Source organism: Niabella pedocola, from assembly GCF_021044425.1.
GTDB classification, from domain to species: Bacteria; Bacteroidota; Bacteroidia; order Chitinophagales; family Chitinophagaceae; genus Niabella; species Niabella pedocola.
In genome coordinates, this window is record NZ_JAJNEC010000005.1 from 1168729 (window position 1) to 1191607 (window position 22879).

Consider the following 22879-nt stretch of genomic DNA (forward strand, 5'->3'; position numbering starts at 1 on the left):
ACGGTTTTATGTGCTATCGCCTTGTTTATACAGATGCCTCGGCATCAAATATTTTCCCGGCGTTTAAAATATTGTTGGGATCAAAAGCCTTCTTAATGTCGCGCATAACCTGGAGCTGGCGTTGTTCAAATACAATGTCCATATAGGTTTTCTGGATCAGCCCGATGCCATGTTCGCCGCTGATGGTACCTCCCAAACTTTTTACTAATTTAAACAATTCCCGCAGTATGGCATTCATTTCCGGATCATTCAGACTGTTCTTATTGCCTTCCTTTTTGATGCGTACGTGCAGGTTCCCATCGCCGGCATGCCCGTAACAAACCGCATGAAAATTGTATTTCAGGCCCAGTTCCTTTACGCCTTTGATCAGTTTGGGCAGTTCTGCACGGGGTACTACGGTATCTTCTTCAATGGTATATCCCGAAGATTTTACGGCCTCCGCGGTTCTTCTGCGCAGTTTCCACAACTCTTCTTTTTGCTGGGCATCATCTGCAAAGAAAAGTTCGCCGGCCTCATATTGTTCCAGCAACATAGCGATCTGTTCCATTTCCTGCATCAGTACATCCAGGTTGTTGCCATCCACTTCCACCACCAGGTGCGCCGCAATGTCGTCGTTTACCGGCACCACGTAGCTGTCTACCATCTGGCTCACGATCTTTAACGCATCGATCTCTACCAGTTCCAGCGCGCTGGGATTAAAGCCTGCTCTGAAAATAGCACTTACCGCCTCGCTTGCTTTTTCAAGAGAAGCAAAAGGCGCCAGCATCAGCAGGTCGTATTTAGGCAGGGGGATCAGTTTCAACACAATTTTTGTAACCAGGGCCAGCGTACCCTCGCTGCCTACCAGCAATTGTGTAAGGTTATAACCGGTGGCATTCTTTAATACATTGGCGCCTGTCCAGATGATTTCCCCGGTAGGTAAAACAGCCTCCAGGTTCAGCACGTAGTCTTTTACCACCCCGTATTTAACGGCCTTGGGGCCGCCGCTGTTTTCTGCAATATTGCCGCCGATAAAGCAGGTGCCCCGGCTGCTGGGGTCCGGCGGGTAAAACAATCCTTTTTCTTTTACCGCATTTTGCAGCACTTCGGTGATCACTCCGGGTTCTGTGGTCACCTGCAGGTTCCGTTCGTCGATATCCAGGATCCGGTTCAGCCGTTCCGTAGAAAGCACTACCCCGCCCAAATGTGCCAGGGCACCACCGCTCAGCCCCGTACCGCCACCCCGCGGGGTAACAGGGATCAGATCCCGGTTACAGATCTTAAACAATGCCGATACTTCTTCTGTGCTTCCGGGTTTTACCACCACTTCCGGTACAAAATGAAGCGTTTCTGTTTCGTCGTGCGAATAAAATTCCAGTGATTCTGCGTCTACGATTACATTTGCGGCACCTACTATCTGCTTAAAAGCCTCAATATGCGCTGCCGTGATCTTTTTGTCTGCCATTAGTCTTTTTTACGAACAGTCTATAAATTTAGGAGGCGTAAAATTCGGGGAAATTTGGGAAAGGAAAAAATGATATAGTAAGCAGCGTTGAGATCTGAGGGTTGAGCATTCAGACAATAAAGACTGAAAACCGTATTTTAAGACTTCTACAGACCAGTAGCCCGTTTGTAATTCGCTTCCAAATCAGCCATCTGACTTCTAAATTCAATTTCGATTGCGGCGGTCTCGATTCTGTGATCTCAATTCTGGCGGCTAACAGCCCTAAGAAATCTTGCTCCAGGCCGTTTTTCCCTTCTGCGATCGCAGGAAATCCTTCAACACTTCATGTTCGGGCAGGGAAAGGTCCGGATCTTCTTTTAAGATCTCTTCGCATTGTTGCTTTGCCGCATCTACCATCGCCCGGTCATTTACAATATCTACCAGTTTAAAGCTCAGGGCGCCGCTTTGCCGGGTTCCTTCTATTTCTCCGGGCCCCCGCAACTCCAGGTCCTTTTCTGCAATCACAAAACCGTTATTGGTGGAGGTCATGATCTTCATCCGCTCGCGGGCCTCATTGCCCAGTTTTTTACCGGTTAGCAGGATGCAATAGCTCTTTTCTGCCCCCCTTCCTACCCGGCCCCGCAACTGGTGCAATTGCGATAACCCAAATTTCTCGGAGCTCTCGATCAGCATTACGGAGGCATTGGGCACATTTACCCCTACCTCAATCACGGTGGTAGAAACCATGATCTGGGTATCATGTGTTACAAAGCGCCGCATGTTTTCTTCTTTCTGAAACGCCGGCATTTTTCCATGCACCATGCTGATCCAGTACTGCGGCTCGGGAAAATAGGTCTTTATCTCTTCATAGCCCTGCATCAGGTTCTCATAATCCAGCTTCTCGCTTTCTTCAATCAGGGGAAAAATAACGTATACCTGCCGGCCCAGGGCGATCTCCGCTTTCAGAAAGTCCATCACCGAGCTGCGGTCGTTCTCAAACCGGTGCACCGTTTGGATCGGCTTCCGTCCCGGCGGCAATTCGTCAATAACGCTGTAATCCAGGTCGCCGTAGGCCGTCATGGCCAGCGTGCGCGGAATCGGCGTAGCCGTCATCACCAGCACATGCGGCGGAATGGGCGCCTTATCCCAGAGCCTTGCCCGCTGCGCCACGCCAAAACGGTGCTGCTCATCGATGATTACCAGGCCCAGGTTGTGAAACTGTACCGGGTCCTCGATCACCGCATGGGTACCTACAAGCATATGGATCTCCCCTGCCGCAAGCCGCTCCAGCACCAGCCGGCGCTCTTTACTCTTGGTAGTGCCGGTTAAAATGGCCACTTCTACCGGTAATGGCTCCAGCAATTCCTTAATGCCCTGGAAATGCTGGCGCGCGAGGATCTCCGTGGGTGCCATCAGCACCGCCTGAAACCCGTTATCGGCTGCCAGCAGCATATTGAGCAGGGCTACGATTGTTTTACCGCTCCCCACATCGCCCTGCAACAGGCGGTTCATTTGTTTGCCCTTTCCGGTATCGATGCGGATCTCCTTTAATACCCGCTTCTGTGCGTTGGTTAATTCAAACGGCAGGCATTCTTTATAAAAACGATTGAAGAGGTCGCCCACCTTTTCAAATACCACGCCTTTTGAGAACCGGTGCCGTTCCCACCGCAATAAATTCATCCGCAGTTGGGCAAAAAAGATCTCTTCAAACTTCAGCCGGCGTACCGCCGCCTCGTACAGTGCGGTTGTTTGGGGAAAATGAATGTTCCGAAAGGCTTCAAAACGCGACATCAACCGCAGGGATTCCCGCATTTTTAAAGGCAGGTTCTCCGGCAGATCGCGTTCGGTGAGATGTGTTATCAGCGCCGCCGTCAGCTTCCCGATCTGCCGCCCTCCCAGGTTTTTTGCTTTCAGCTTTTCAGTAGACGGGTATACGGGTTCCAGGAAATCTTTTCCTCTTAGTTTTTCGGGATCCCAGGCTTCCATTTCCGGGTGGACGATCTGGGGCTTTCCCATAAAAAAGGAAACCTTTCCATAAACGAGGTAGGGCTGTCCCGGCTGGATCACTTTTTGAATAAGACTGATACTTTGAAACCATACCAGTTCCAGCACGCCGGTTTTATCGCGGATCTGGGCGGTAAGCCTGCGTGCGCGCCGCTCCCCGATCAGTTCAAACGGAGATAACAATCCGGCCACCTGTGCATATTCCTCGCCCGGGGCAAGCGCGGCAACAGGCGTAATCCGGGTTTTATCTACATGCCGGAACGGGTAATGCAGCAACAGGTCGCCAAAGGTAAAAATACCCAGCTCCTTTTGCAGCAGCTCGGCCCGTTGCGGCCCCACTCCCTTGAGATAACCGATCGGATTGGATAATATATGCGGATGCGTTGAAATAGGTTGTTTTTTGACAAAAATAAGGCGGAATTAAACATAGGCAAACCAGAGGGGCCGGGCCGCTAAAAGCCGGACCAATTTTATCTGATAAATCTGCCAATGATCGGTAATGCCTTCAGTTCCTTTTTTTCCACACGACCGATAAAATACAGGAATACTGCCATGAAAAATGTTGCTGAAATAGTTTTTAACCAGAAGTTACCGATAAAGGAGCAGATTGTACTATTGATCCAAAAAAGAATCACAGTTATAAAAATATACGCCACAAGCTTCTTCCATGCATATGGTATCGGATAATATTTCTGGCCCAGCAAATAAGCCAATAGGACCATGGATCCATAACAAACCATCGTTACCGTTGCTCCAGCATACATTTCAAATTTGGGAATAAATAAGTAATTTCCTATTAAAGTTATAACTGCTCCCAAAATGGTAATGATAATGCCCCAATACATCCTGTCTGTTAATTTATACCAGGCAGAAAGATTATAGTAAATTCCCAAAAAAACATTAGCCATTAACAATATGGGCACAATACCCAAGCCAGACCGATACTCCCTGCCAATCATGTGCTGCCAGATATGCAGATAAAGCCCGGTAAACAGGTATGCAATGCAAAGAGTGATAACAAACCATTTCATAACGCGTGCATAGGTTTGCCGGGCATTGGCGGCATTTTTTTGCCGGAAAAAGAAGGGTTCTGCAGCCATGCGAAACGCCTGTATAAACATGGTTATAAAGATGGATATCTTATAATTGGCGGAATAAATACCCACTATACGCATATTTTCATCCATGGAATGGGGCAGAAAACTTTTCAGCATCTGCCGGTCCATTACCTCATTCACCATTCCGGCAAGACCAATAACAATCATTGGCAAGCTGTAATGAAGTACTTTTTTCAAAAGAGTTACATTAATATTGAAGCGGAACCGCTTCCATTCCGGATATAAAAACAGAAATACAAAAAAGGCCTGTGCCAGATTTGCCAGGACCAATAAGGTTACTCTATTTTGCTGCAACAGCCATTTAACCAGATAATTTTCCGACTTTGAAAAATGTTTGGGAATAAAATATACAAACAACACCACCAAGCCAATATTAACCAATACACCAAATACCTTTATAAAAGCGTACCTGCGCGGCCGGTTCTCCTGCCTTAATTTTGCAAAGGGAATAGTAGATAGGGTATCAAACCCCATAATAATCACAGTAATTACTATGATCCGGGGAAGTTCTCCAATTTCTAAAAATTCGGCAATGGGATGACTAAAATAAAGGAGAACAACACTTAATATAATTGTGGTAACTACATGTGAGCCAAAAGTAGAATTGAACAATTGTCGTTGAGAAATCCCTGCATCGCTGCTAAAACGAAAATACCCGGTTTCCAATCCATAAGTATATATAATATTGGCAACACCAATCCAGGCATACAATAAACTAAAGTCTCCGAATTCCTTCACGCCTTTTGAATCTACCATCAGATAGGTCAAAATGGGAGTCAAAAGAAATCCGATTAATCTGGTTAACACATTGCTTAAGCCATACCAAATCGTTTGTCCTGCCAGTTGTTTAATGCCGCTCAATGGATCTTCGTATTATTTAACAAATGTACTGTTCTTCTGCTAAATGGTATGGCTGCCTAAAATTTGGGGTTGGAATAACATCTTTTTACCTTCGCAGCACATCACTCCATAAAAATACAAATTAACATGAAAAAGTTTTCGTTGATTTTGGCATTGTTTACGCTGACCGGCACTGTTTCTTTTGCACAAAAAGCCTTTGAAGGAAAGATCCGGTATAAAAAAATCGACCAGCCGGCACTTGCGGTAGAATACGACTACCCGGTAGCCGTGGTGGAAAATGCACTAAAAGCCAAAATGGCGGATCTGCAGCTAAAATATACCGCTGCCAAGGATTTTATTTCCTATAACAACAGCAGCATACCATCCATTACCCGCTCCGTGTTGGATTATACCTTTAAAACCATTCCTTCCGTTAAAAACGGAAAAGAGAAAACAACCCTGTATATGATCATGGAGGGAGGCAATAATGTGGTGGGCGACGCTGCAACACTGGCGGCCAATGGCAAATCCTTCCTGGAAAGTCTTGCCTCCGACGTAAAAAGAAGTGATGCCATTTTCCGGATCAAAAAACAGGAAGACATCCTTGTTACAGAAGAACAAAAACTGCAATCCTTAAAAGACGCCTATAAGGAACTGGAAGAGAAGCTGCAGAAGAACCTGGACGAGCAACAAAAACAATCCAGGATCATCGCCTCTCAAAAAAGTGTACTGGACGACCTCAAAAACAACTGATACGGCCGTTCCGGCGGTTAGCGAACTCTTTTAAAACTGCCATTGGAATATTCCAGGAAGTATAGTTTCTTGTTTTCGTAATAGTCCAGTTGATTGATTTTGCTCACCGGCTGAATATCATAATCATAAAATACCCGGTACTCTTTACTGGCCAGCATGGCCGCAAGGTTTTTACCATATTGATTAAGCAGACGGCCAAACCGGTAGGTAAGATCGTAACTGCGAAATACCAGGTCTGAAGGCCTTGCATACATTTTTGCGTTATAGTAGCTGATGATATTCCGGCTGGCTGCATCCAGCCTGGAGCTGTAAAACGGGGTACTGTACACGAGGTCGAGCCCCTTATACTTTGAAAAATTCAGATTGTCCCAGGTAGGCATTCCCATTATGGTGATCCGGGGATAGGTTTTACTCAGTCTTGACAGCTGGGTGAGCAGTTTTTCTGAAAAGCTATTATCCAGCGATCCGATCACAAACAGCGAGGGGCGGTCTGTAAAAAGATTGGCCGTGATCTGGGCCTGCGACAGCGAATCCTTAACATCTGTAAACTTAATGTGCATGGCGGTGGTCCGGTCCAGCTTGTTGAGGGTTTCAAAAACCGATCTCAGGTAGTTCTCAGAGGCTCCTTTACGGGTAAGATAAATGATCTGCTGACCGGGATAATTCTTCTTGAGATAGGCATAGATCTGCTCCCCCTGCGTGGGCAGAGTAGGGTTCATTACCACGAAATAAGGATTATCCCGCACATTTCCGTCGTTAGGCACTACCGCATTTACAAGCGCGATCCTTTTTGAAGCCGCCAGCTTTGATAAGCGATCCAGCTCACTGATGGCACAGTTGGCGATGATCAGCTCCACACCGTCGGCCGCAGCCTTGTTAACCTGGCTTTCCAACGACATTTTCGCCGACTTTGAATCATAAATGTAAATATCCAGCGGAAGACTCAGCTGGTTCAGGGAATCGATGGCCATCGACGCCCCATGATAAAACTCCAGCCCGGGTATCGACGCTTTGGGAAATGATTTGCCGCTGTAGTTGTACGATCCGTCTGCTCCAAAGGCATCATCCAGGTATAAAGGGGTAAAAATGGCCATTTTATGCCGTTGCAAACCCGCTACCTGTGCCGTAACTGCCATAACCTGGCAAAGGGCAAGGAGTACAAATAAAGATAATTTCTTCATAGTCACAAGAATATTTGATCACCTGTTCCCCGGTTCCGTTCCAGAAAGATCGATCGGGGAAACCGGTATATTCCCAGCAAATATTATTCCCATTCTATGGTAGCCGGCGGTTTGCTGCTGATATCATAAACCACGCGGTTAATTCCTCTTACATTGTTACAGATCTCATTGGAAACATTTGCCAGGAAATCATAAGGAAGATGTGCCCAGTCTGCGGTCATTCCATCCACACTGGTTACTGCACGGAGGGCCACGGTATACTCATACGTACGCTCGTCTCCCATTACGCCCACACTCTTCACCGGTAACAAGATTGTTCCGGCCTGCCAAACCGTTGCATACAGCCCTGTTTCTTTTAGGGCATTGATGTAAATAGCATCGGCCTCCTGTAGTAATTTGACTTTTTCTTCGGTTACTTCGCCCAGTATACGAATCGCCAGTCCCGGGCCCGGGAACGGGTGCCGGTCGATCAGTTCGGCGGGTATGCCCAGCTCCCGGCCCACTTTGCGTACCTCATCTTTAAAAAGAAAGCGCAGGGGCTCTACCAGGGACAGGTGCATTTTTTCCGGAAGACCGCCCACATTGTGGTGCGATTTGATGGTTACTGACGGGCCGTGTACCGAAACGCTTTCGATCACATCCGGGTAAATGGTTCCCTGCCCCAGGAAATCGATACCGGTTAATTGGTTGGCTTCGTCCTGGAACACGTCAATAAAAAGACGGCCGATGATCTTCCGTTTGGTTTCCGGATCGGGATTTCCCTTTAATTCTTTATAGAACGTATCCTTTGCGTCCACGCCTTTAATATTCAGGCCAAGCTGTTTGTAGGTTTCCAGCACCTGCTCAAATTCGTTTTTCCGCAATACGCCATTGTCTACAAAAATGCCATACAGCCGGCTTCCGATCGCTTTGTGGATTAGTGTAGCCGCCACGGTACTGTCTACCCCACCGCTCAACGCCATAATCACTTTACGGTCGCCGATCTTTTCACGAAGTTCATTTACCGTATCAGTAACAAAATGCGCGGGCGTCCAGTCCTGGCTGCAACCGCAGATATCCGTAAGAAAATTCTTTAATATTTTTTTCCCTTCAATGCTGTGATACACTTCCGGGTGAAACTGCAATCCGTAAAGCGGGTGTTGTGCGCCTGAGTATTTAAACGCTGCTACCGGTATGCTTTCCGTGGTAGCCAATACCTTAAAATCTGCAGGAAGTTCCAGGATACTATCGCCATGGCTCATCCACACCTGGCTTCTGGGTTCCACCGCTTTCATCAATGGGTCTCCGGCCTGGCCGATCTGCATCTGCGCCCTTCCGTATTCCCGTTTACTGCTTTTTTCCACCCGCCCGCCAAAGAGTTTGGTAGAAAGCTGTGCGCCGTAGCAAATGCCCAAAACCGGCACCTGGCCCAGGAGGCTTTTTATGCTGATAACCGGCGCATTTTCATCATTTACCGAAAAGGGCGACCCTGAAAGGATAATTCCTTTTAAATTGCCGTCGAATTCAAATGATTTGGAGTAAGGAATGATTTCGCAATAAACATTGGCTTCCCTTACGCTACGCGCGATGAGCTGGGTATACTGGGAGCCAAAATCAAGTATTAAGATTTTTTCGGTCATGATGCGCGAAGGTAATAAAATTGCAAATCACATAGGTAGAGAATCCGGAGAACCTTTGGTTAAATTACATGGATTCTGTGTTTAAAATTTTATTTTTATAAAAAGGGGCAGTACCGGTTTCCGGTTCCGGAGAAAAACAAACGATTATAAACTTAAAAAAGCAGCGGATGAAACAGTTATTTTTTTTGGCATTGGGCGCCATATTACTGGCAGGATCCTGTAATATCATTGATCAGCAACGTATTAAAGGCAATGGGAAAATTGTGAGCAAGACCTACGAGCTGAAGGATTTTAACAGCATCGATATTGGCAATGCCTCCCTGGTATTCCTCAAACAGGATTCTGTGTTCAGCGTAAAGATCGAAACAGATGAAAACCTTTTTCAATATATTACTGCGGGTGTTCAGGAAGGAGAACTGGATATTGATGAAAAAGATGATGTAAACCTGAAACCCAGCAATGATATTAAGATTTATATTTCCATGCCGGTAGTGAAAAAGGCTGCGTTATCCGGGGCCTCTACCCTAAAAGGCGATAATAAGATCATTCAGAACGATCCGTTTGCCCTGGATATCAGCGGGGCTTCCAATGCAACCCTCCAGGTTAAAGCGCCCACGGTGCAGGTGGATGTAAGCGGAGCTTCTACCCTGACGATTACCGGGGAAACCCGCGATATCAAAGGAGAATCCAGCGGCGCCAGCACTATTCATGCTTTTGATTTGAAAGCCGAAACCACCAATATTGAAGCCAGCGGGGCCAGTACCGCCAATGTGTTTGCCAGCGTTCAGCTAACGGCAGATGCAAGCGGCGCCTCCAGCATTAAGTACAAAGGCAATCCCAAGGTAAGTTCTTCTGCAAACGGAGCGGGGAGTGTAAATAAGGCGGATTGAGGTTTGAGATTTCAGATTCGAGAATCGAGAATCCAGATTTGAGATATCAGTTCCCCATATTACCGGGTAACTCAGCTTTTAGCTTTTAGCTTTCAGCATTCAGCATTCAGCGTTCAGCCATCCGTATGTAACGTCAACACTGCATTACGGATTTGGATTTGGATTTTAGATTTTAGTGCTTAGAATTTAAAAATTATTCTTTATCCAGTCGCTCCCAGGCCTCCATAAGCTTTTTTTTAACCGCCGGTGGAAGACTGTCAAAATTTTTAGAATACCGGCTCTTACTGTATCCATCCGCGGCAAACGCGCTAACCGTATAAAATGCCGTACCTTTTGAAAACAGCAGGTGCACCGATTGCTGCTTCAGATCTGCGTCGGTCAGGCTGTAAATAAAATACGCATCTACACTGCCATCCGCGTCCCCGTCAAAAAAGCCTTTACGGGCATCCCAGTTCATGATAACGCCGGCATGTACCAGCATGGTATCCGCTTTTACAGTCCACCCGCTTTTTTCCCTGGAATAGCGCTGCAGATACATGGTATCCGGTTGAGCGCCTTTGGTCGCTTTTGAAAAAATGAAAACGTTTTCCTCCCGGCCCTCAATTCCGGCCTCATTCACATTCAGTAACCGGGCGCCCCGGAATTTAAAATGGCTGTATGCTTCTGCCGCGCGCGTAATCACGCTTACCTGTGCGTGGGTAGCCGCAGAACCGGTAAGCAGCATTAATAGCAGTATTATGGATTTCATAGTATGTATGGTGTTTGGTGTTGATTTTTGTTTTTTGGATTTTGTTTTTTTCTTTAAAATCCGGAACCGGGAACTTATAAAAATGGGTCATGATCCATTTACCATGCATCATGACCCATTCACTATGAACAATAATTATTTCCGGCTGTAGTTCGGGGCCTCTTTGGTAACATCCACATCATGCGGATGGCTTTCGTTCATACCGGCATTGGTGATCTTTACAAACTGGGCATTCTGCAAATCCTTAATGCTCTTTGCACCGCAATAACCCATCCCTGCACGAAGTCCGCCGGTATACTGATAGATCACTTCTTTCAATGTTCCTTTATAAGCCACCCGGCCTTCAATACCTTCCGGTACAAATTTCTTTACATCATCTTCCGGATCCTGGAAATAGCGGTCGCTGCTGCCTTTGGCCATCGCTCCCAGCGAGCCCATGCCGCGGTATGCTTTAAACTTACGGCCTTCAAAAATGATGGTCTCACCCGGACTTTCTTCCGTGCCGGCAAAAATACTGCCCATCATAACGCAATCGGCACCCGCGGCCAGTGCCTTTACCAGGTCACCGGTATACCGGATACCACCATCGGCAATGATCGGTACGCCTTTCCGTTTCAGGCCGGAGGCAGCCTCCATAATCGCCGTCAGCTGCGGCATGCCTGCTCCGGCAACAATACGCGTGGTACAAATGGACCCGGGTCCGATTCCCACTTTTACCGCATCGGCACCTGCTTCTGCCATCGCCAGGGCGCCCGCGGCCGTTCCTACATTACCGGCAATGATATTGAGTTTCTTAAAATTCTTCTTCACCGTTTTTAATGCGGTCAGTACGCCCTTTGTATGTCCGTGTGCGCTATCCAGTACCACCACATCCACACCTACCTGCTGCAATGCATCAATGCGCTCGGCCACATCACCGGTGATGCCAACGCCTGCGCCCACCAGTAATCGCCCAAACCCGTCTTTAATGGCATTGGGAAAGGAAGTCACCTGCAGAATATCACGGTACGTGATCAGCCCGATCAGTTTACCCTGCCGGTCTACTACCGGTAATTTCTCTACCTTATGCTGGCGCAGGATCGTTTTTGCCTTTTTCAGATCGGTACCCTCGGGTGCGGTGATCAGGTTTGTGCTGGTCATCACCTCACTTACTTTCCGGCTCGGGTTATCTTCAAACCGAAGGTCTCGGTTGGTGAGGATCCCTTTCAGTTTTTTGTTTTTATCGATTACGGGAATGCCGCCAATTTTATTTTCTGCCATCAGCTTCAGTGCATCCCCAATCGTGGCATCTTCCAGTAACGTGATGGGATCCAGGATCAAACCGCTTTCACTCCGCTTTACCTTGCGCACCTGTTCTGCCTGTTTTTCAATGCTCATATTCTTGTGCAGGATGCCCAATCCTCCTTCACGGGCGATAGCCGTAGCCAGCGCTGCTTCCGTAACCGTATCCATGGCTGCGGATAAGATGGGAATGTTTAACGTAATATCTTTTGTAAGCCTGGTACGAATGTCTACCTCGCGTGGCAGCACCTGGCTGAATGCCGGAACCAGTAATACATCATCAAATGTTAAGCCTTCAAAGGCGATCTTGGGATTATTTGCAGTAGCTGCAGAAGATTTTCTTGTTGCCATGTGCAAAGGTAAGGGAAAATGGAAATACGATCCGTAGTTTTACAATTTGATCATACGGATCTTGCAATTCCATGACTTTAAAACCCGCATCCGGCAAGGGTTTCAGGGCAGCAATTATTTTTTGAACCGCGTTTTCCGGGTCATCGTCCTTATTTTAAAGCAGCTTATACATGCAATCGTTTGCGTAAGTACACGTACATGAAAATCAAGGGCGCACACAAACAATACCCCTGTTTTTCTTTTTAGTCCTACTTTTGCAAACAAATTTTAATGCGGAACTGAATCATGTTTAAAAGCAATCTTTCAAAAAAACCCGGGCCTACGGTCCTTTTTATATTTGGCGGGAGCGGAGATCTGAACCAGCGTAAACTGACCCCTGCCCTGTATAATCTCTGGCTGGATGGCCTGATGCCGGAACAGTTTTCCATCATCGGTACCGGGCGTACAGATTATTCCAACGAAAAATTCAGAGATCACCTGCTGGAAGGCATCAATGAATTTTCACGCAGAAAAAGTGACGGCAACGGAAGCTGGGAAAAATTTTCGCAGCAGATATCTTACCTGCGCATGGATGTAGACAAGCCGGAAGACTATGTGGCCATGGGAAAGATCATCAGCGATTATGAAGCGGAATGGGGCGTGGAAGTGCATGTGCTCTTTTACCTGGCGGTAGCACCACAACTGGTACCGGAGATCACGACCAACTTAAACAAACTGGAAAAAGCAAAGGATAAGAACCGGGCGCGCATTGTTATTGAAAAGCCCTTTGGTCATGACCTGAAGAGTGCTGAGGAATTGAACCGGCTGCTGACCGAGATGTTTGATGAAAGCCAGATCTATCGCATTGATCATTATCTTGGAAAAGAAACCGTACAAAATATCCTGGCCCTGCGCTTTGCCAATGCGTTGTTTGAACCCATCTGGAACCGGAACTATATCGACCATGTACAAATCACGGCCGCAGAAACCGTGGGCGTGGAAGATCGTGGCGGCTATTATGAACGTTCGGGCGCCCTGCGCGACATGGTGCAGAACCACATCCTGCAGTTGCTCTGTATGGTGGCGATGGAAGCACCGGTTTCTTTTGAAGCCGATGAGATCCGTAATAAAAAATCGGATGTGTTGAATGCCATCCGGAAGATCAAAAAAGAAGAAGTACAGCAGTACGCGGTACGCGGACAATACTCCCAGGGTTGGGTGCAGGGACAACAGGAAAAGGCTTATCGTGAAGAAAAAGGTGTGGCACCCGATTCTTCAGTGGAAACCTTTGCAGCAGTAAAATTTTATATCGATAACTGGCGGTGGCAGGATGTTCCGTTTTATGTACGCACCGGAAAATTCCTGAAAGAGAAAACCACGCTGATCACGGTACAGTTCAAAGAAGCGCCTAAATATGCCTTCCCGCCGGAAGCTTCTGAAACCTGGCGCTCTAACCGGCTTACCATCAGTATTCAGCCCGAAATGGATATCCGGCTGCGGTTCCAGGCCAAGCGCCCTGGTCAAACCATGTCGCTGAACCCGGTGAACATGGTGTTTAGCTATGCAGACAGCTATGATGCCCCCCAGCCGGAGGCTTATGAAACCCTGCTGCTGGATGCGATGATGGGGAACCCCACCCAGTTTATGCGCGGCGACCAGGTGGAAGTAGCCTGGGAGGTGATAGCGCCCATCCAGGAAACCTGGGAAAACCGCCCGCCGGTTGACTTTCCCAACTATGCGCCCGGCACCTGGGGGCCCGAAGACGCAGAAGCACTGATTGCACGCGAGGGCAGGAACTGGATTACCCTGCCGCCCAAAAGAAAAGAAGGATAAATATTTTTGAATAACATAAAAACAGGCGCCGGATCATCTTCAGGGCCTGTTTTTTTATGCCTTACGGGATCCTCTATCCCGGCCCCTGCCGGCATTTAACGTTTCCTTTGCAGCCATTCGTCGGAGGTTTGCATTTATACCAGATGATGTAACATTTAAACCCATTCATACGAATCATAACAATGAAAGCATTTCTACTGACTGCTATCGCATTCTTTTTCCTGCATACGGCTGCTGCCCAGGTAAAGGGTCTGGTTGCTGATGAACATGGATCACCGCTTCCCTATGCCACCATTACCGTAAAGGGCACTACCAGCGGCACCACGGCCAACAGCAAAGGGTTTTACGCCTTAACCCTTGCGCCCGGCACCTACACACTTGTATTTGAATATGTGGGATACATTCCGGTAGAAAAGCAACTCACCATTACCGATAAAGAACAAGTATTCGATGCGAAGCTTTACACCAACGACCACCTGATGGGTGAAGTGGTGGTTAAAAGTAAAGGCGAAGATCCCGCCTACCGTATCATCCGGCAGGCGATTAAAAAGAAATCCGATTACGAACATCAGACCGATTCTTTATCCGTGAACATTTACCTGAAGGGGATCATCCGCACCCGGAATATTCCAAAAAAAGTACTGGGCCAAAAAGTAGAACGGGATGCCAACGACGGGTTGGACACCATGGGTAAAGGTGTATTGCTGTTATCGGAATCTACCATCAAACTGGATGAGGTAAAACCCCGCCAATCGAAGATCACCGTACTTTCCAGCTATGAACGGGGCAGCAATATGGGGCTTAATTTTTCGAAGGTAACTTCTTTTTACACCAACAATGTAGCCGTATTTGACCTGGGCAACGGCTCACGCGGTTATATTTCGCCCATTGCAGACGCTGCATTCAATTTTTACCGGTATAAACTTTTAAACACGTATACCCGCGATGGCATTACGGTAAAAACCATCCGTGTGATTCCGAAAAGGAAAAATGAACCGCTGTTCTCCGGCACCATTGAAATTGCAGACAGCACCTGGCATATTTACAGCCTCGATCTCATGCTTACAAAGGAATACCAGCTGGAGCTGATCGATACCCTTCACATCAAACAACTGCATAGCCGCATTGCACCCGGAGTATGGAAAACCCGGAACCAGATCCTTTCCTTTTCCTTTAACCAGTTTGGCTTCAGCGGTGTGGGCAGTTTCGTAAATGTATACAGCAATTACAACCTGCATCCGCCATACGCCGCAAATTATTTCAACAATGTGGTAATGAAATATGATACGGGCTACTATAAAAGAGACTCCAACTTCTGGAAACAGCAGCGGCCGGTAACATTGGAGCATGATGAAAAAAGATACTATGCGTTCCGCGACAGCCTCAGTATCCTGAACAGCAACCGCCCAAAGACCTACTATGATTCCTTAAGGCGACATCAGAAAATTACCGTATGGAACCTCCTTTGGAGCAATCAGCAGTACCGCTGGTACTCGAAAAACCATACGCTTACCTATAATCTCCGGGGTCTTTTAAAGGGGCTGGAGTACAACACAGTGGAGGGCGTTGCATTAAAAGCAGACCAGACGTTTCATTATGCTCCCGTAAAAGGTAAATACGTATATGATCTGCGCTGGAACCTGCGTTATGGTTTTGAAAATCATCATTTCAATAGTTACGGAACATTCATGGTGAAACCCAAAGAGCTTCCCTACCGCAACCGGTATTTAAGTGTTTCCGGTGGAAAGCGGGTATCGCAGTTCAACCCGGATGAACCGATCAACGCACTGACCAATACCTTTTATACGTTATTTTTCAGAAGCAATTTTATGAAGTTGTATGAAAACCGGTTTGGAAGCGTCCGTTACAATAACCGGTTTGAAAACGGATTGGGTATGTATGCGGAACTGTTGTATGAAGACCGTATGCCGTTGCAAAATACGTCCGGCTTTTCATTTTTCTACCGGGATAAAGATTTTACACCCAATCACCCCGGGGCTCTGCGGCAGATTGCCTTTAATCCGCATCAGGCATTAATGGCAAGCCTTACGATCCGGTACCAGCCCGGGCAAAAGTATATTCAATATCCCAGCTATAAAGCATCCATCGGATCCGATAAGCCCGTGTTTGCGCTTAACTATACCGCCGGTATTCCACAATTGCTGGGCAGCGATGTCAACTATCATAAATGGTCGCTGGAGATGACGCATGATAAAAATTTCCGGCTGGCTGGCCTGTTCAAATACCGCATCGGGGCCGGCGGTTTCCTGAGTGCCGATGCCTATTCCATTCCGGATATGAAACATTTTAACGGCAATCAGACCTTTTACAATATCAAATACCTCAACAGCTTCCAGCTGGCGCCCTATTATGCATACAGCAACGTGGCACGTTTTTATGCGGAAGGGAATATTGAGCACCACTTTAACGGCTTGCTCACCAATAAGATCCCTTTGTTCAATAAGCTTAAGTGGAACCTTGTAGCCGGAAGCAATGCCTTTTATGTAAACAAAAACCAATATTATGCGGAGGCTTTTGCAGGAATTGAAAACATCTTCAAACTATTCAGGGTAGATGTGATCGCCGGCTATCAGCCCCTGTTAAAAACAACCTATGGCGTGCGCGTAGGATTGGGCGGTCTTTTGGGAAGTGCATTCCGGTTTGAGCAATAGCCGCCCTGATCCGCAAAATATTATAAAAGGGTTAACACAGAAACCGTCTATTCCGTTTTAAATTTATGGGGAACATATGAAATGTGCTTACCCAAAATAACTACGATGCGATTCCTCCTGTTGTTCTGCTCCCTGTTACAGTTAACAGTTGCCGGCCATACACAGCCGTCTGCACGTCAAATTCAGAACATAGAAGCATTTACCAAACTCTTTGGTTACATCCGTTATTTTCACCCTTCCGATGAAGCGGCGTCGATCAACTGGGATCAATTTGCAGTTTATGGCGCCCACCAGGTTCTAAAAGCTTCTTCAGACGAGGAACTGGTTAGGACCCTCAGCAATTTATTCATGCCCATCGCCCCATCCATCCAGCTGGGGCCCGATCCTCATTTCAACGTTGCAAGTATCACGCCCGAAAAGCCACAGGATCATCAAAACATATTCTGGTTTCATTCTGGCGTTGGGATCAACGATCGCCGGCCCTATTCCAGCAAAAGAATAAACCGTCCCACAGGAGCTTCTACCGGATCATCGGAAGGTTCTGCGCTGTTTACACAGGTTATCGACGCCTCCGGCTTAAAGGGTAAGCAGATCCGAATGGAGGGAGAAATGAAAGCGGATGTCACCGATGGTAGTGGTTATTTCCGGATCAAAATATATAAAGCCGGAGAAGCCGGGCTTTCATATAATATCGATAGTGAGCCTGCCCAAAAAAATGAATGGACTGTTTACAAAGTATCCGGAACAGTTGAAAAAAACGCCCGGCAAATTATACTTGGCGGAATGCTGAAAGGAACTGGTTCTGTGTGGTTCGATGATATGAAGGTATTTGCCTATGATGACGTTCTAAAGCAATGGAAACCGGTAACCATCAATAATGGAGATTTTGAAACATGGAGTAATGCGCTTCCGGCGGATTGGAATATAGCCCCGGTAAAAAGATATAAATATACAATGGCTACCGTTGAAAGCAATAAGGTGCTTTCCATAGCGAGTGAAAATATGGAAATGGAGCGTAACCGTCCTGTGGTAAACATACACACCATAAGCTATAAACATATTCCAGCCCCCGGCACCACGCTTCAAAAATCCATTGCAAAAAATATAGCGGTCATCTTTCCCATAGCACTCTATGGTACCGATAGCCATACCTTTCCTGTTGCAGATAGTGCAAAGCTCGATGCGCTTAGAAAGGAAATAACAGCATTTTATCAGCAGCACAAAATGGCGGGAAACCTGAGTGTACGGTTGGGTACCATTGCTATTGCATGGAATCTGTTTAAGCATTTTTTTCCTTACTGGGAAGACACGTCCCAAAGCGCTGATGAACTCCTGAGTGAGGCCATCAAAAGGTCGTTTGCAGATACAACTCCACTCGAATTTAGACACACCTTGTTAAAGCTTATGGAGCCTTTAAATGATGGTCACGTCCGGGTTGGTTTGTGGGGAGACACCACTCATGCATACAGCGTACCCTTACAATTAGCCTGGGTGGAGGGAAAAGTGGTCGTAGAACAGGTGTTAGAGTCCAGCGTCAGCGGAATAAAACGAGGGGCAGTCATTACGGCAATAAACGGGAAAGATGTGATGGATGTTTACAAAGATAAGATGAGTTCTATTTCCGGGTCCCCTCAGTGGAAATCATACGCTGCCGTTAGCACACTATTAGATGGTTCCCGATACACCACAGTGGAAATAAGCTACAGACAGGACGGAGCCCTTCATCGTAAAAAATGGGAACGTAGTTTTAGCAATGCGCAATATTACAATAGTCTGAACCGGTTGAAAAAACCAAGTGGTAGAATTGAAAACGATCTATTTTATCTTGATATGAGTACCGTGTTGCAGGATTCGATCGATAAATGGATGCCGGAGCTTGCCAAAGCCCGGGGCATCATTTGCGACTTCCGCGGTCATCCGGAAAGTAACAACGACTTTATCAACCATCTTCTAAAAGAGGAGGAAGATACAAAATGGCTGTTCACTCCGCAGACTGCTTATCCGGACCAGGAAAATATCGAATTCAAAGGCTCTGGATGGAATAGGAAACCCAAGAAACCCCAGGTTGCCGGAAAAGTTGTTTTTATAGCGGATAGCCGCGCTATTAGCCTGGCAGAAAGTTACCTGGGTTTTATCAAAGATTTCAAACTCGCCACCATCATTGGCCAGCCCTCCGCCGGTGCCAATGGCGACGTTAATACCGCCGATTTGCCGGGAGGATATACTATTATTTGGACGGGAATGGTGGCCAAGAATCATGATGGCAGTAAACATCATATAAAAGGTATTGTGCCGGATATTCCCTTGGAGCGCACCCTCAAGGGAGTGGTTGAGGGACGGGATGAGTTCTTTGAAAAAGCACTGGAACTTATATCAAAGTAAAACTGCTGTCTTCTTACAGCAGCTGGTACATTTTTCCTGGTAGTGCCTGGATTACATGCTGCATTTCAAGGTTCAGCACCGCCACGGCCACCCGGCTGCTGCTCAACCCGGAGCGCAGGTGCAGTTCATCAATATCGGCCTGCTGCCGCTCCTGCAGGAGTGTTACGATAGCCTGTTCTTCGGCAGATAACTCGATAAACAATTCTCTTGTTTGTTTCTTAACGGCTTTTTTCGCCGTTGCCCATCCCATGGTTTCCAGCAGTTGTTTCCCATCTGTAAGCAGCTGCGCCCGGTTGGTTTTAATAAGGTGATTGCAGCCACTGCTTTTTTTATCCAGTGTTCTCCCCGGAAAAGCAAATACATCCTTGTAATAACCGTTCGCCAGTTCCGCAGTAATCATGCTTCCACCTTTGATTTCCGTTTCCACTACGATGGTAGCATCGCTCATACCCGCTACGATCCGGTTCCGGCTGGGAAAATGATGACGATCCGGCTGTGTTCCGGTTACAAACTCTGTCAGCAACCCGCCCTGCCCGGTCATTTCCCGCGCCATGGCAAAATGATCCGCCGGATATATTTTATCCAGTCCATGTGCCAGCACCCCTACCGTTTGCAGCTTCGCTTTTAAGGAGTGCTTATGCACCAGCGAATCAATTCCATAGGCCAACCCGCTAACGACCAATACTCCGCTGTGCTGCAGGTCATCGATCAGCTTTTCACAAACCAGCCGTCCGTATTCGGTATGCAACCGGGATCCCACAACTGCAATGATCTTTGATTGGTTCAGATCCGCAGTTCCCTTGTAGTACAGGAGTACGGGGGCATCGTAGCAATTCAGCAGCCGCTGCGGGTATGCATCATCGGTAAGAAAAAGTGGCCGTACCCCGTGCTTTTCAATGAACACCAGTTCCCGTTCCGCCTGTGAAAAACCGTTAAATTTCAGAATGCTGTCGGCCCGCAACCGGCCCAGGCCTTCAATACCTTCCAGTACAGGCCTTCGTGCTGTAAAAATTTCTTCCGGTGATAAATGCTGTAACAGCAACCGTGCAATAACGGGCCCGATGTTCGGAACAAGGGTCAGGGCAATACGGTACATCAACGGGTGTTCCATGAGGTTATCTTTGTATTAAAGATACAAAGATTTTTACAGGCTCTTTTTAATTTTCCTGAAAAAACACACCCCATTTACCTAAAGAAACGGCTCATACAGGGAATGTAGAAAATATGCGGATGCTTCATCCCAAGATCATTCATTTATTCCTGTATTACCCGGATAGCTTTTGAGGCCACCTGTGTACCATTATTATCTACCTGTACGATACGCACAAACAGTTGCCCGCTTTGAGCATCATCAATAACGGCCTGTCTGCTACAGCTGAAAGCGACTGCAAATAATACCACCGCCGCTATAGCAACCGCATATTTTCTGCGGCATCCCAACGCAAACACACCAAATAAGAAGGTCAAACTCAATGCGGATAAAGGGATGGCTGTTTCATAGTCCAATGGAGTACTGCTATTCCCGCCGGGTGCTCTGGTTTGTACCGTTTGCGTGGTTTGCCAGTTGCTCCCATCCCGTGAAAGCTGTATTAAAAAATGTTTGTTGCCGGTTTCCGTTTCGGTGCTCCAGTTTACCAGTAGTTCTCCGTTTTTTACAATCGCGCCTATAGCGCCAAACAATACCGGCAGGGCCGTCTGATTTTCAAAGGCGCCCATATCAATAGTGCCCCCGGCCAACCGCCGGTTACCTGCTAAATCAGTGTCCGTATTCAAATCGCCCCCAGCATCGGTATATAATTGATTGGAACCGGCGTTAACTGCCGGGCTTCCTCCCTGTAATGTATAATTTCCACCGGCAGCATTGGTAAATAACGGAGCTGCATTGGAATTACCCGTTCCTACCGGCACTGCGGCTCCCTGTACGATGCTATGGCTAACTACAAAGGGTGTGCTGCCAACGCCATCCAACATACTCACAGCACCGGGCTGGCTGTTCCATAGAATGCTATTGGTTAATATTACCGGACGCCTGCTGGACCAGTTAAACAGGGCATTACCCCCCAGGCTGGCTGTATTGTTTGCCATCGTGATGTTGACCAACACAAGCGAATCGAGCTGGCTGCAGATTGCTGCGCCATATTTTGCTGCATTGCCGGTAAAAAGCGCATTGGTAAATACATAACCGGCCCCCACTCCCATGGCAGGTAAAAAGAATCCACCACCCCGTTCTGTTGCAACGTTGTCACGAACCGTAAGATTTATGAGTGAAGGAGTTGCAGCAACACTGCCACCGGCTCCAAACTCCCCCCTGTTGCCGCTGATCTCCGTATTGCTGATCGTGAAAGAACTTCCGCCACCTAAAAAAAATATACCGCCGCCCCCCCCTCTCACGAAAGAAAGGTTTGTCTTGTTTATTATAATCTCTGTTTGTATCGAAGTACCATCGGCCATTCCTCCTGTTATTTTCACCCCATCAATATGTGCAATTTGCATACCGACAGCGATCAGCACATGATACACGTTGTCTGCATAGTCATTGGCTACACCGATATCGCCACTCAACGTGGTTATATGGGTTTTCCAGTTTCGCTGACCCATTCCGGGATTTCCTGTAGCGGGAAATCCCCCATACAGGTTTACACGGTCCACCCATACAAAGGCATTATCCCGTCCGCCGTCATTCTGATAACGTCCGCCATCTGCATCGTAAAGAGGCTTATATGTCCCCTCGGCAATAAATATACGTAGTGAATCACCGGCCAGCCAGTTATTATCCGCATCATGCTGCTGCCTTGCCCATCTGAGCGCATCCGCCAGTTCGGGTACCGCATTTGCCCAACTATCACCCGATCCGTTACCACCAGCTACCGCTTTATTAACATAGAGGATCTTGTCGGCAGAAGGGGAGATCTGCGCACTGACTGTGCTTGTCCACAACAGATAACCCAAGAGCAGCAGACAAAATTTTCTTATGCTCTGTCCTGACGGGAATGTTAGCTTCATTATGATTTTGCTGTTTAGTTTATACCCATAGATATTGATGCAACCTGATATACTGTAGTTTAATGATTTTCCAAAGCGTAGCGTAGTTCACCGAGGGTTTAAACTATCGTATGTCAGCATGTTCCCGCAAAATAAAAAAATAAAACCAGAACACAAAAGGATTCAGCATCTTTCCGTTAGCGGCTCGCGCTTTTACTCCAGGTGCGCCTGTGGCCGGTGTCGTTCCATCAACGTTGTCGTGTTTGCGGGTTCTTCAAACCCATATTGCCGGTAAAGCTCGTGTGCATCCTTTGTGTTCAGCATTAGCCGTCGCATATGCTTTGTCCAGGGCTGCTCCAGCAATACCGATAACATAGCTTTTGCAATTCCTTTACCGCGATGCGGCGGCAATACAAAAAAATCGGCCAGCCAGCCAAAAGTGGCGTAATCCGTAATGACCCGCCCGAAGGCCACCTGGCGGTCGCCGATAAATGCACCGATACAAAAAGAGTGTTTGATCGAATGTTCCACCATTTCAAAACGGATGCCCCCGGCCCAATAAGACGCGGTACTCAAAAAATGGTGGATCACCGGTACATCCATCTGCTCACTACCGGTGCGGATCATAAATGTGTTCATGCTGTTGTTTTTACAAAAGAAATCAAAATATCAAAACAAGCACAGATACAATTTATGAAAAAAAGCAGACACAGTTTAACGATCAAGCCTCAACCATTCCCTGCGCCTGTATGAAGCATTGCGCAGCAATGCACACGAACAGCAAGGAAAACCGGAATCACTGAACGAAGGAGCCGCTTTTGCA

15 protein-coding genes are annotated in these 22879 nt (G+C 47.2%); 5 read left to right on the forward strand and 10 right to left on the reverse strand.

Going from position 1 to position 22879, the window contains the following annotated elements:
• Positions 1–25 precede the first annotated feature (25 nt).
• From LQ567_RS12515 to LQ567_RS12525, 3 genes are all read right to left on the reverse strand, one after another.
• Positions 26–1444 carry an FAD-binding oxidoreductase gene (locus tag LQ567_RS12515; RefSeq protein ID WP_231004851.1) on the reverse strand — a complete coding sequence of 473 codons (1419 nt, stop codon included), beginning with the start codon at positions 1442–1444 and terminating at the stop codon, positions 26–28.
• A 261-nt stretch (positions 1445–1705) separates the two neighbouring features.
• Positions 1706–3838, reverse strand: coding sequence for an ATP-dependent DNA helicase RecG (recG, locus tag LQ567_RS12520; protein WP_317206842.1), 2133 nt, complete (start codon positions 3836–3838; stop codon positions 1706–1708).
• A gap of 59 nt (positions 3839–3897) precedes the next feature.
• Entirely contained in the window at positions 3898–5406 is a 1509-nt protein-coding gene (locus LQ567_RS12525) for a lipopolysaccharide biosynthesis protein (protein WP_262909603.1), read from the reverse strand.
• A gap of 126 nt (positions 5407–5532) precedes the next feature.
• On the opposite strand from LQ567_RS12525, the gene LQ567_RS12530 reads away from it, so the two are divergent.
• Positions 5533–6138, forward strand: coding sequence for a hypothetical protein (locus LQ567_RS12530; protein ID WP_231004854.1), 606 nt, complete (start codon positions 5533–5535; stop codon positions 6136–6138).
• A 17-nt stretch (positions 6139–6155) separates the two neighbouring features.
• Here the strand turns inward: LQ567_RS12530 and LQ567_RS12535 are convergent, their stop codons facing one another.
• A complete protein-coding gene (locus LQ567_RS12535; RefSeq protein ID WP_231004855.1) occupies positions 6156–7319 on the reverse strand; it encodes a type 1 periplasmic-binding domain-containing protein in 1164 nt (387 codons plus the stop codon).
• Between the two features lie 83 nt (positions 7320–7402).
• Positions 7403–8938, reverse strand: a complete 1536-nt coding sequence (guaA, locus tag LQ567_RS12540) for a glutamine-hydrolyzing GMP synthase (protein WP_231004856.1) — start codon at positions 8936–8938, stop codon at positions 7403–7405.
• 167 nt (positions 8939–9105) lie between these two features.
• On the opposite strand from guaA, the gene LQ567_RS12545 reads away from it, so the two are divergent.
• Positions 9106–9828, forward strand: a complete 723-nt coding sequence (locus LQ567_RS12545) for a head GIN domain-containing protein (RefSeq protein ID WP_231004857.1) — start codon at positions 9106–9108, stop codon at positions 9826–9828.
• 193 nt (positions 9829–10021) lie between these two features.
• Here LQ567_RS12545 and LQ567_RS12550 read toward each other — a convergent pair whose 3' ends face one another.
• Positions 10022–10576 carry a hypothetical protein gene (locus LQ567_RS12550; RefSeq protein WP_231004858.1) on the reverse strand — a complete coding sequence of 185 codons (555 nt, stop codon included), beginning with the start codon at positions 10574–10576 and terminating at the stop codon, positions 10022–10024.
• 135 nt (positions 10577–10711) lie between these two features.
• A complete protein-coding gene (guaB, locus tag LQ567_RS12555) occupies positions 10712–12208 on the reverse strand; it encodes an IMP dehydrogenase (RefSeq protein ID WP_231004859.1) in 1497 nt (498 codons plus the stop codon).
• A gap of 285 nt (positions 12209–12493) precedes the next feature.
• On the opposite strand from guaB, the gene zwf reads away from it, so the two are divergent.
• The 3 genes from zwf to LQ567_RS12570 all read left to right on the forward strand — a co-directional run bounded on the left by zwf (position 12494) and on the right by LQ567_RS12570 (position 19074).
• Positions 12494–14020: a glucose-6-phosphate dehydrogenase gene (gene zwf, locus LQ567_RS12560; protein WP_231004860.1), complete on the forward strand. Its 1527-nt coding sequence runs from the start codon at positions 12494–12496 to the stop codon at positions 14018–14020.
• Between the two features lie 182 nt (positions 14021–14202).
• Positions 14203–16692 carry a DUF5686 and carboxypeptidase regulatory-like domain-containing protein gene (locus LQ567_RS12565; RefSeq protein WP_231004861.1) on the forward strand — a complete coding sequence of 830 codons (2490 nt, stop codon included), beginning with the start codon at positions 14203–14205 and terminating at the stop codon, positions 16690–16692.
• Positions 16693–16797: 105 nt separating this feature from the next.
• Entirely contained in the window at positions 16798–19074 is a 2277-nt protein-coding gene (locus LQ567_RS12570; protein ID WP_231004862.1) for a S41 family peptidase, read from the forward strand.
• 13 nt (positions 19075–19087) lie between these two features.
• On the opposite strand, the gene dprA is transcribed toward LQ567_RS12570, so the two are convergent.
• The 3 genes from dprA to LQ567_RS12585 all read right to left on the reverse strand — a co-directional run bounded on the left by dprA (position 19088) and on the right by LQ567_RS12585 (position 22695).
• A complete protein-coding gene (dprA, locus tag LQ567_RS12575; protein WP_231004863.1) occupies positions 19088–20185 on the reverse strand; it encodes a DNA-processing protein DprA in 1098 nt (365 codons plus the stop codon).
• A 143-nt stretch (positions 20186–20328) separates the two neighbouring features.
• Entirely contained in the window at positions 20329–22077 is a 1749-nt protein-coding gene (locus tag LQ567_RS12580) for a choice-of-anchor Q domain-containing protein (protein WP_231004864.1), read from the reverse strand.
• A 192-nt stretch (positions 22078–22269) separates the two neighbouring features.
• On the reverse strand, positions 22270–22695 hold the full coding sequence (locus tag LQ567_RS12585) for a GNAT family N-acetyltransferase (RefSeq protein ID WP_231004865.1): 426 nt from the start codon (positions 22693–22695) through the stop codon (positions 22270–22272).
• Positions 22696–22879: the final 184 nt, after the last annotated feature.

What these genes read in the sequence shown, in the direction of transcription:
- LQ567_RS12515 (WP_231004851.1), bottom strand. Translation starts at nt 1,444, where the DNA reads ATGGCAGACAAAAAGATCACGGCAGCGCATATTGAGGCTTTTAAGCAG.
- LQ567_RS12530 (WP_231004854.1), top strand. Translation starts at nt 5,533, where the DNA reads ATGAAAAAGTTTTCGTTGATTTTGGCATTGTTTACGCTGACCGGCACT.
- LQ567_RS12535 (WP_231004855.1), bottom strand. Translation starts at nt 7,319, where the DNA reads ATGAAGAAATTATCTTTATTTGTACTCCTTGCCCTTTGCCAGGTTATG.
- guaA (WP_231004856.1), bottom strand. Translation starts at nt 8,938, where the DNA reads ATGACCGAAAAAATCTTAATACTTGATTTTGGCTCCCAGTATACCCAG.
- LQ567_RS12545 (WP_231004857.1), top strand. Translation starts at nt 9,106, where the DNA reads ATGAAACAGTTATTTTTTTTGGCATTGGGCGCCATATTACTGGCAGGA.
- LQ567_RS12550 (WP_231004858.1), bottom strand. Translation starts at nt 10,576, where the DNA reads ATGAAATCCATAATACTGCTATTAATGCTGCTTACCGGTTCTGCGGCT.
- guaB (WP_231004859.1), bottom strand. Translation starts at nt 12,208, where the DNA reads ATGGCAACAAGAAAATCTTCTGCAGCTACTGCAAATAATCCCAAGATC.
- zwf (WP_231004860.1), top strand. Translation starts at nt 12,494, where the DNA reads ATGTTTAAAAGCAATCTTTCAAAAAAACCCGGGCCTACGGTCCTTTTT.
- LQ567_RS12565 (WP_231004861.1), top strand. Translation starts at nt 14,203, where the DNA reads ATGAAAGCATTTCTACTGACTGCTATCGCATTCTTTTTCCTGCATACG.
- LQ567_RS12570 (WP_231004862.1), top strand. Translation starts at nt 16,798, where the DNA reads ATGCGATTCCTCCTGTTGTTCTGCTCCCTGTTACAGTTAACAGTTGCC.
- dprA (WP_231004863.1), bottom strand. Translation starts at nt 20,185, where the DNA reads ATGGAACACCCGTTGATGTACCGTATTGCCCTGACCCTTGTTCCGAAC.
- LQ567_RS12580 (WP_231004864.1), bottom strand. Translation starts at nt 22,077, where the DNA reads ATGAAGCTAACATTCCCGTCAGGACAGAGCATAAGAAAATTTTGTCTG.
- LQ567_RS12585 (WP_231004865.1), bottom strand. Translation starts at nt 22,695, where the DNA reads ATGAACACATTTATGATCCGCACCGGTAGTGAGCAGATGGATGTACCG.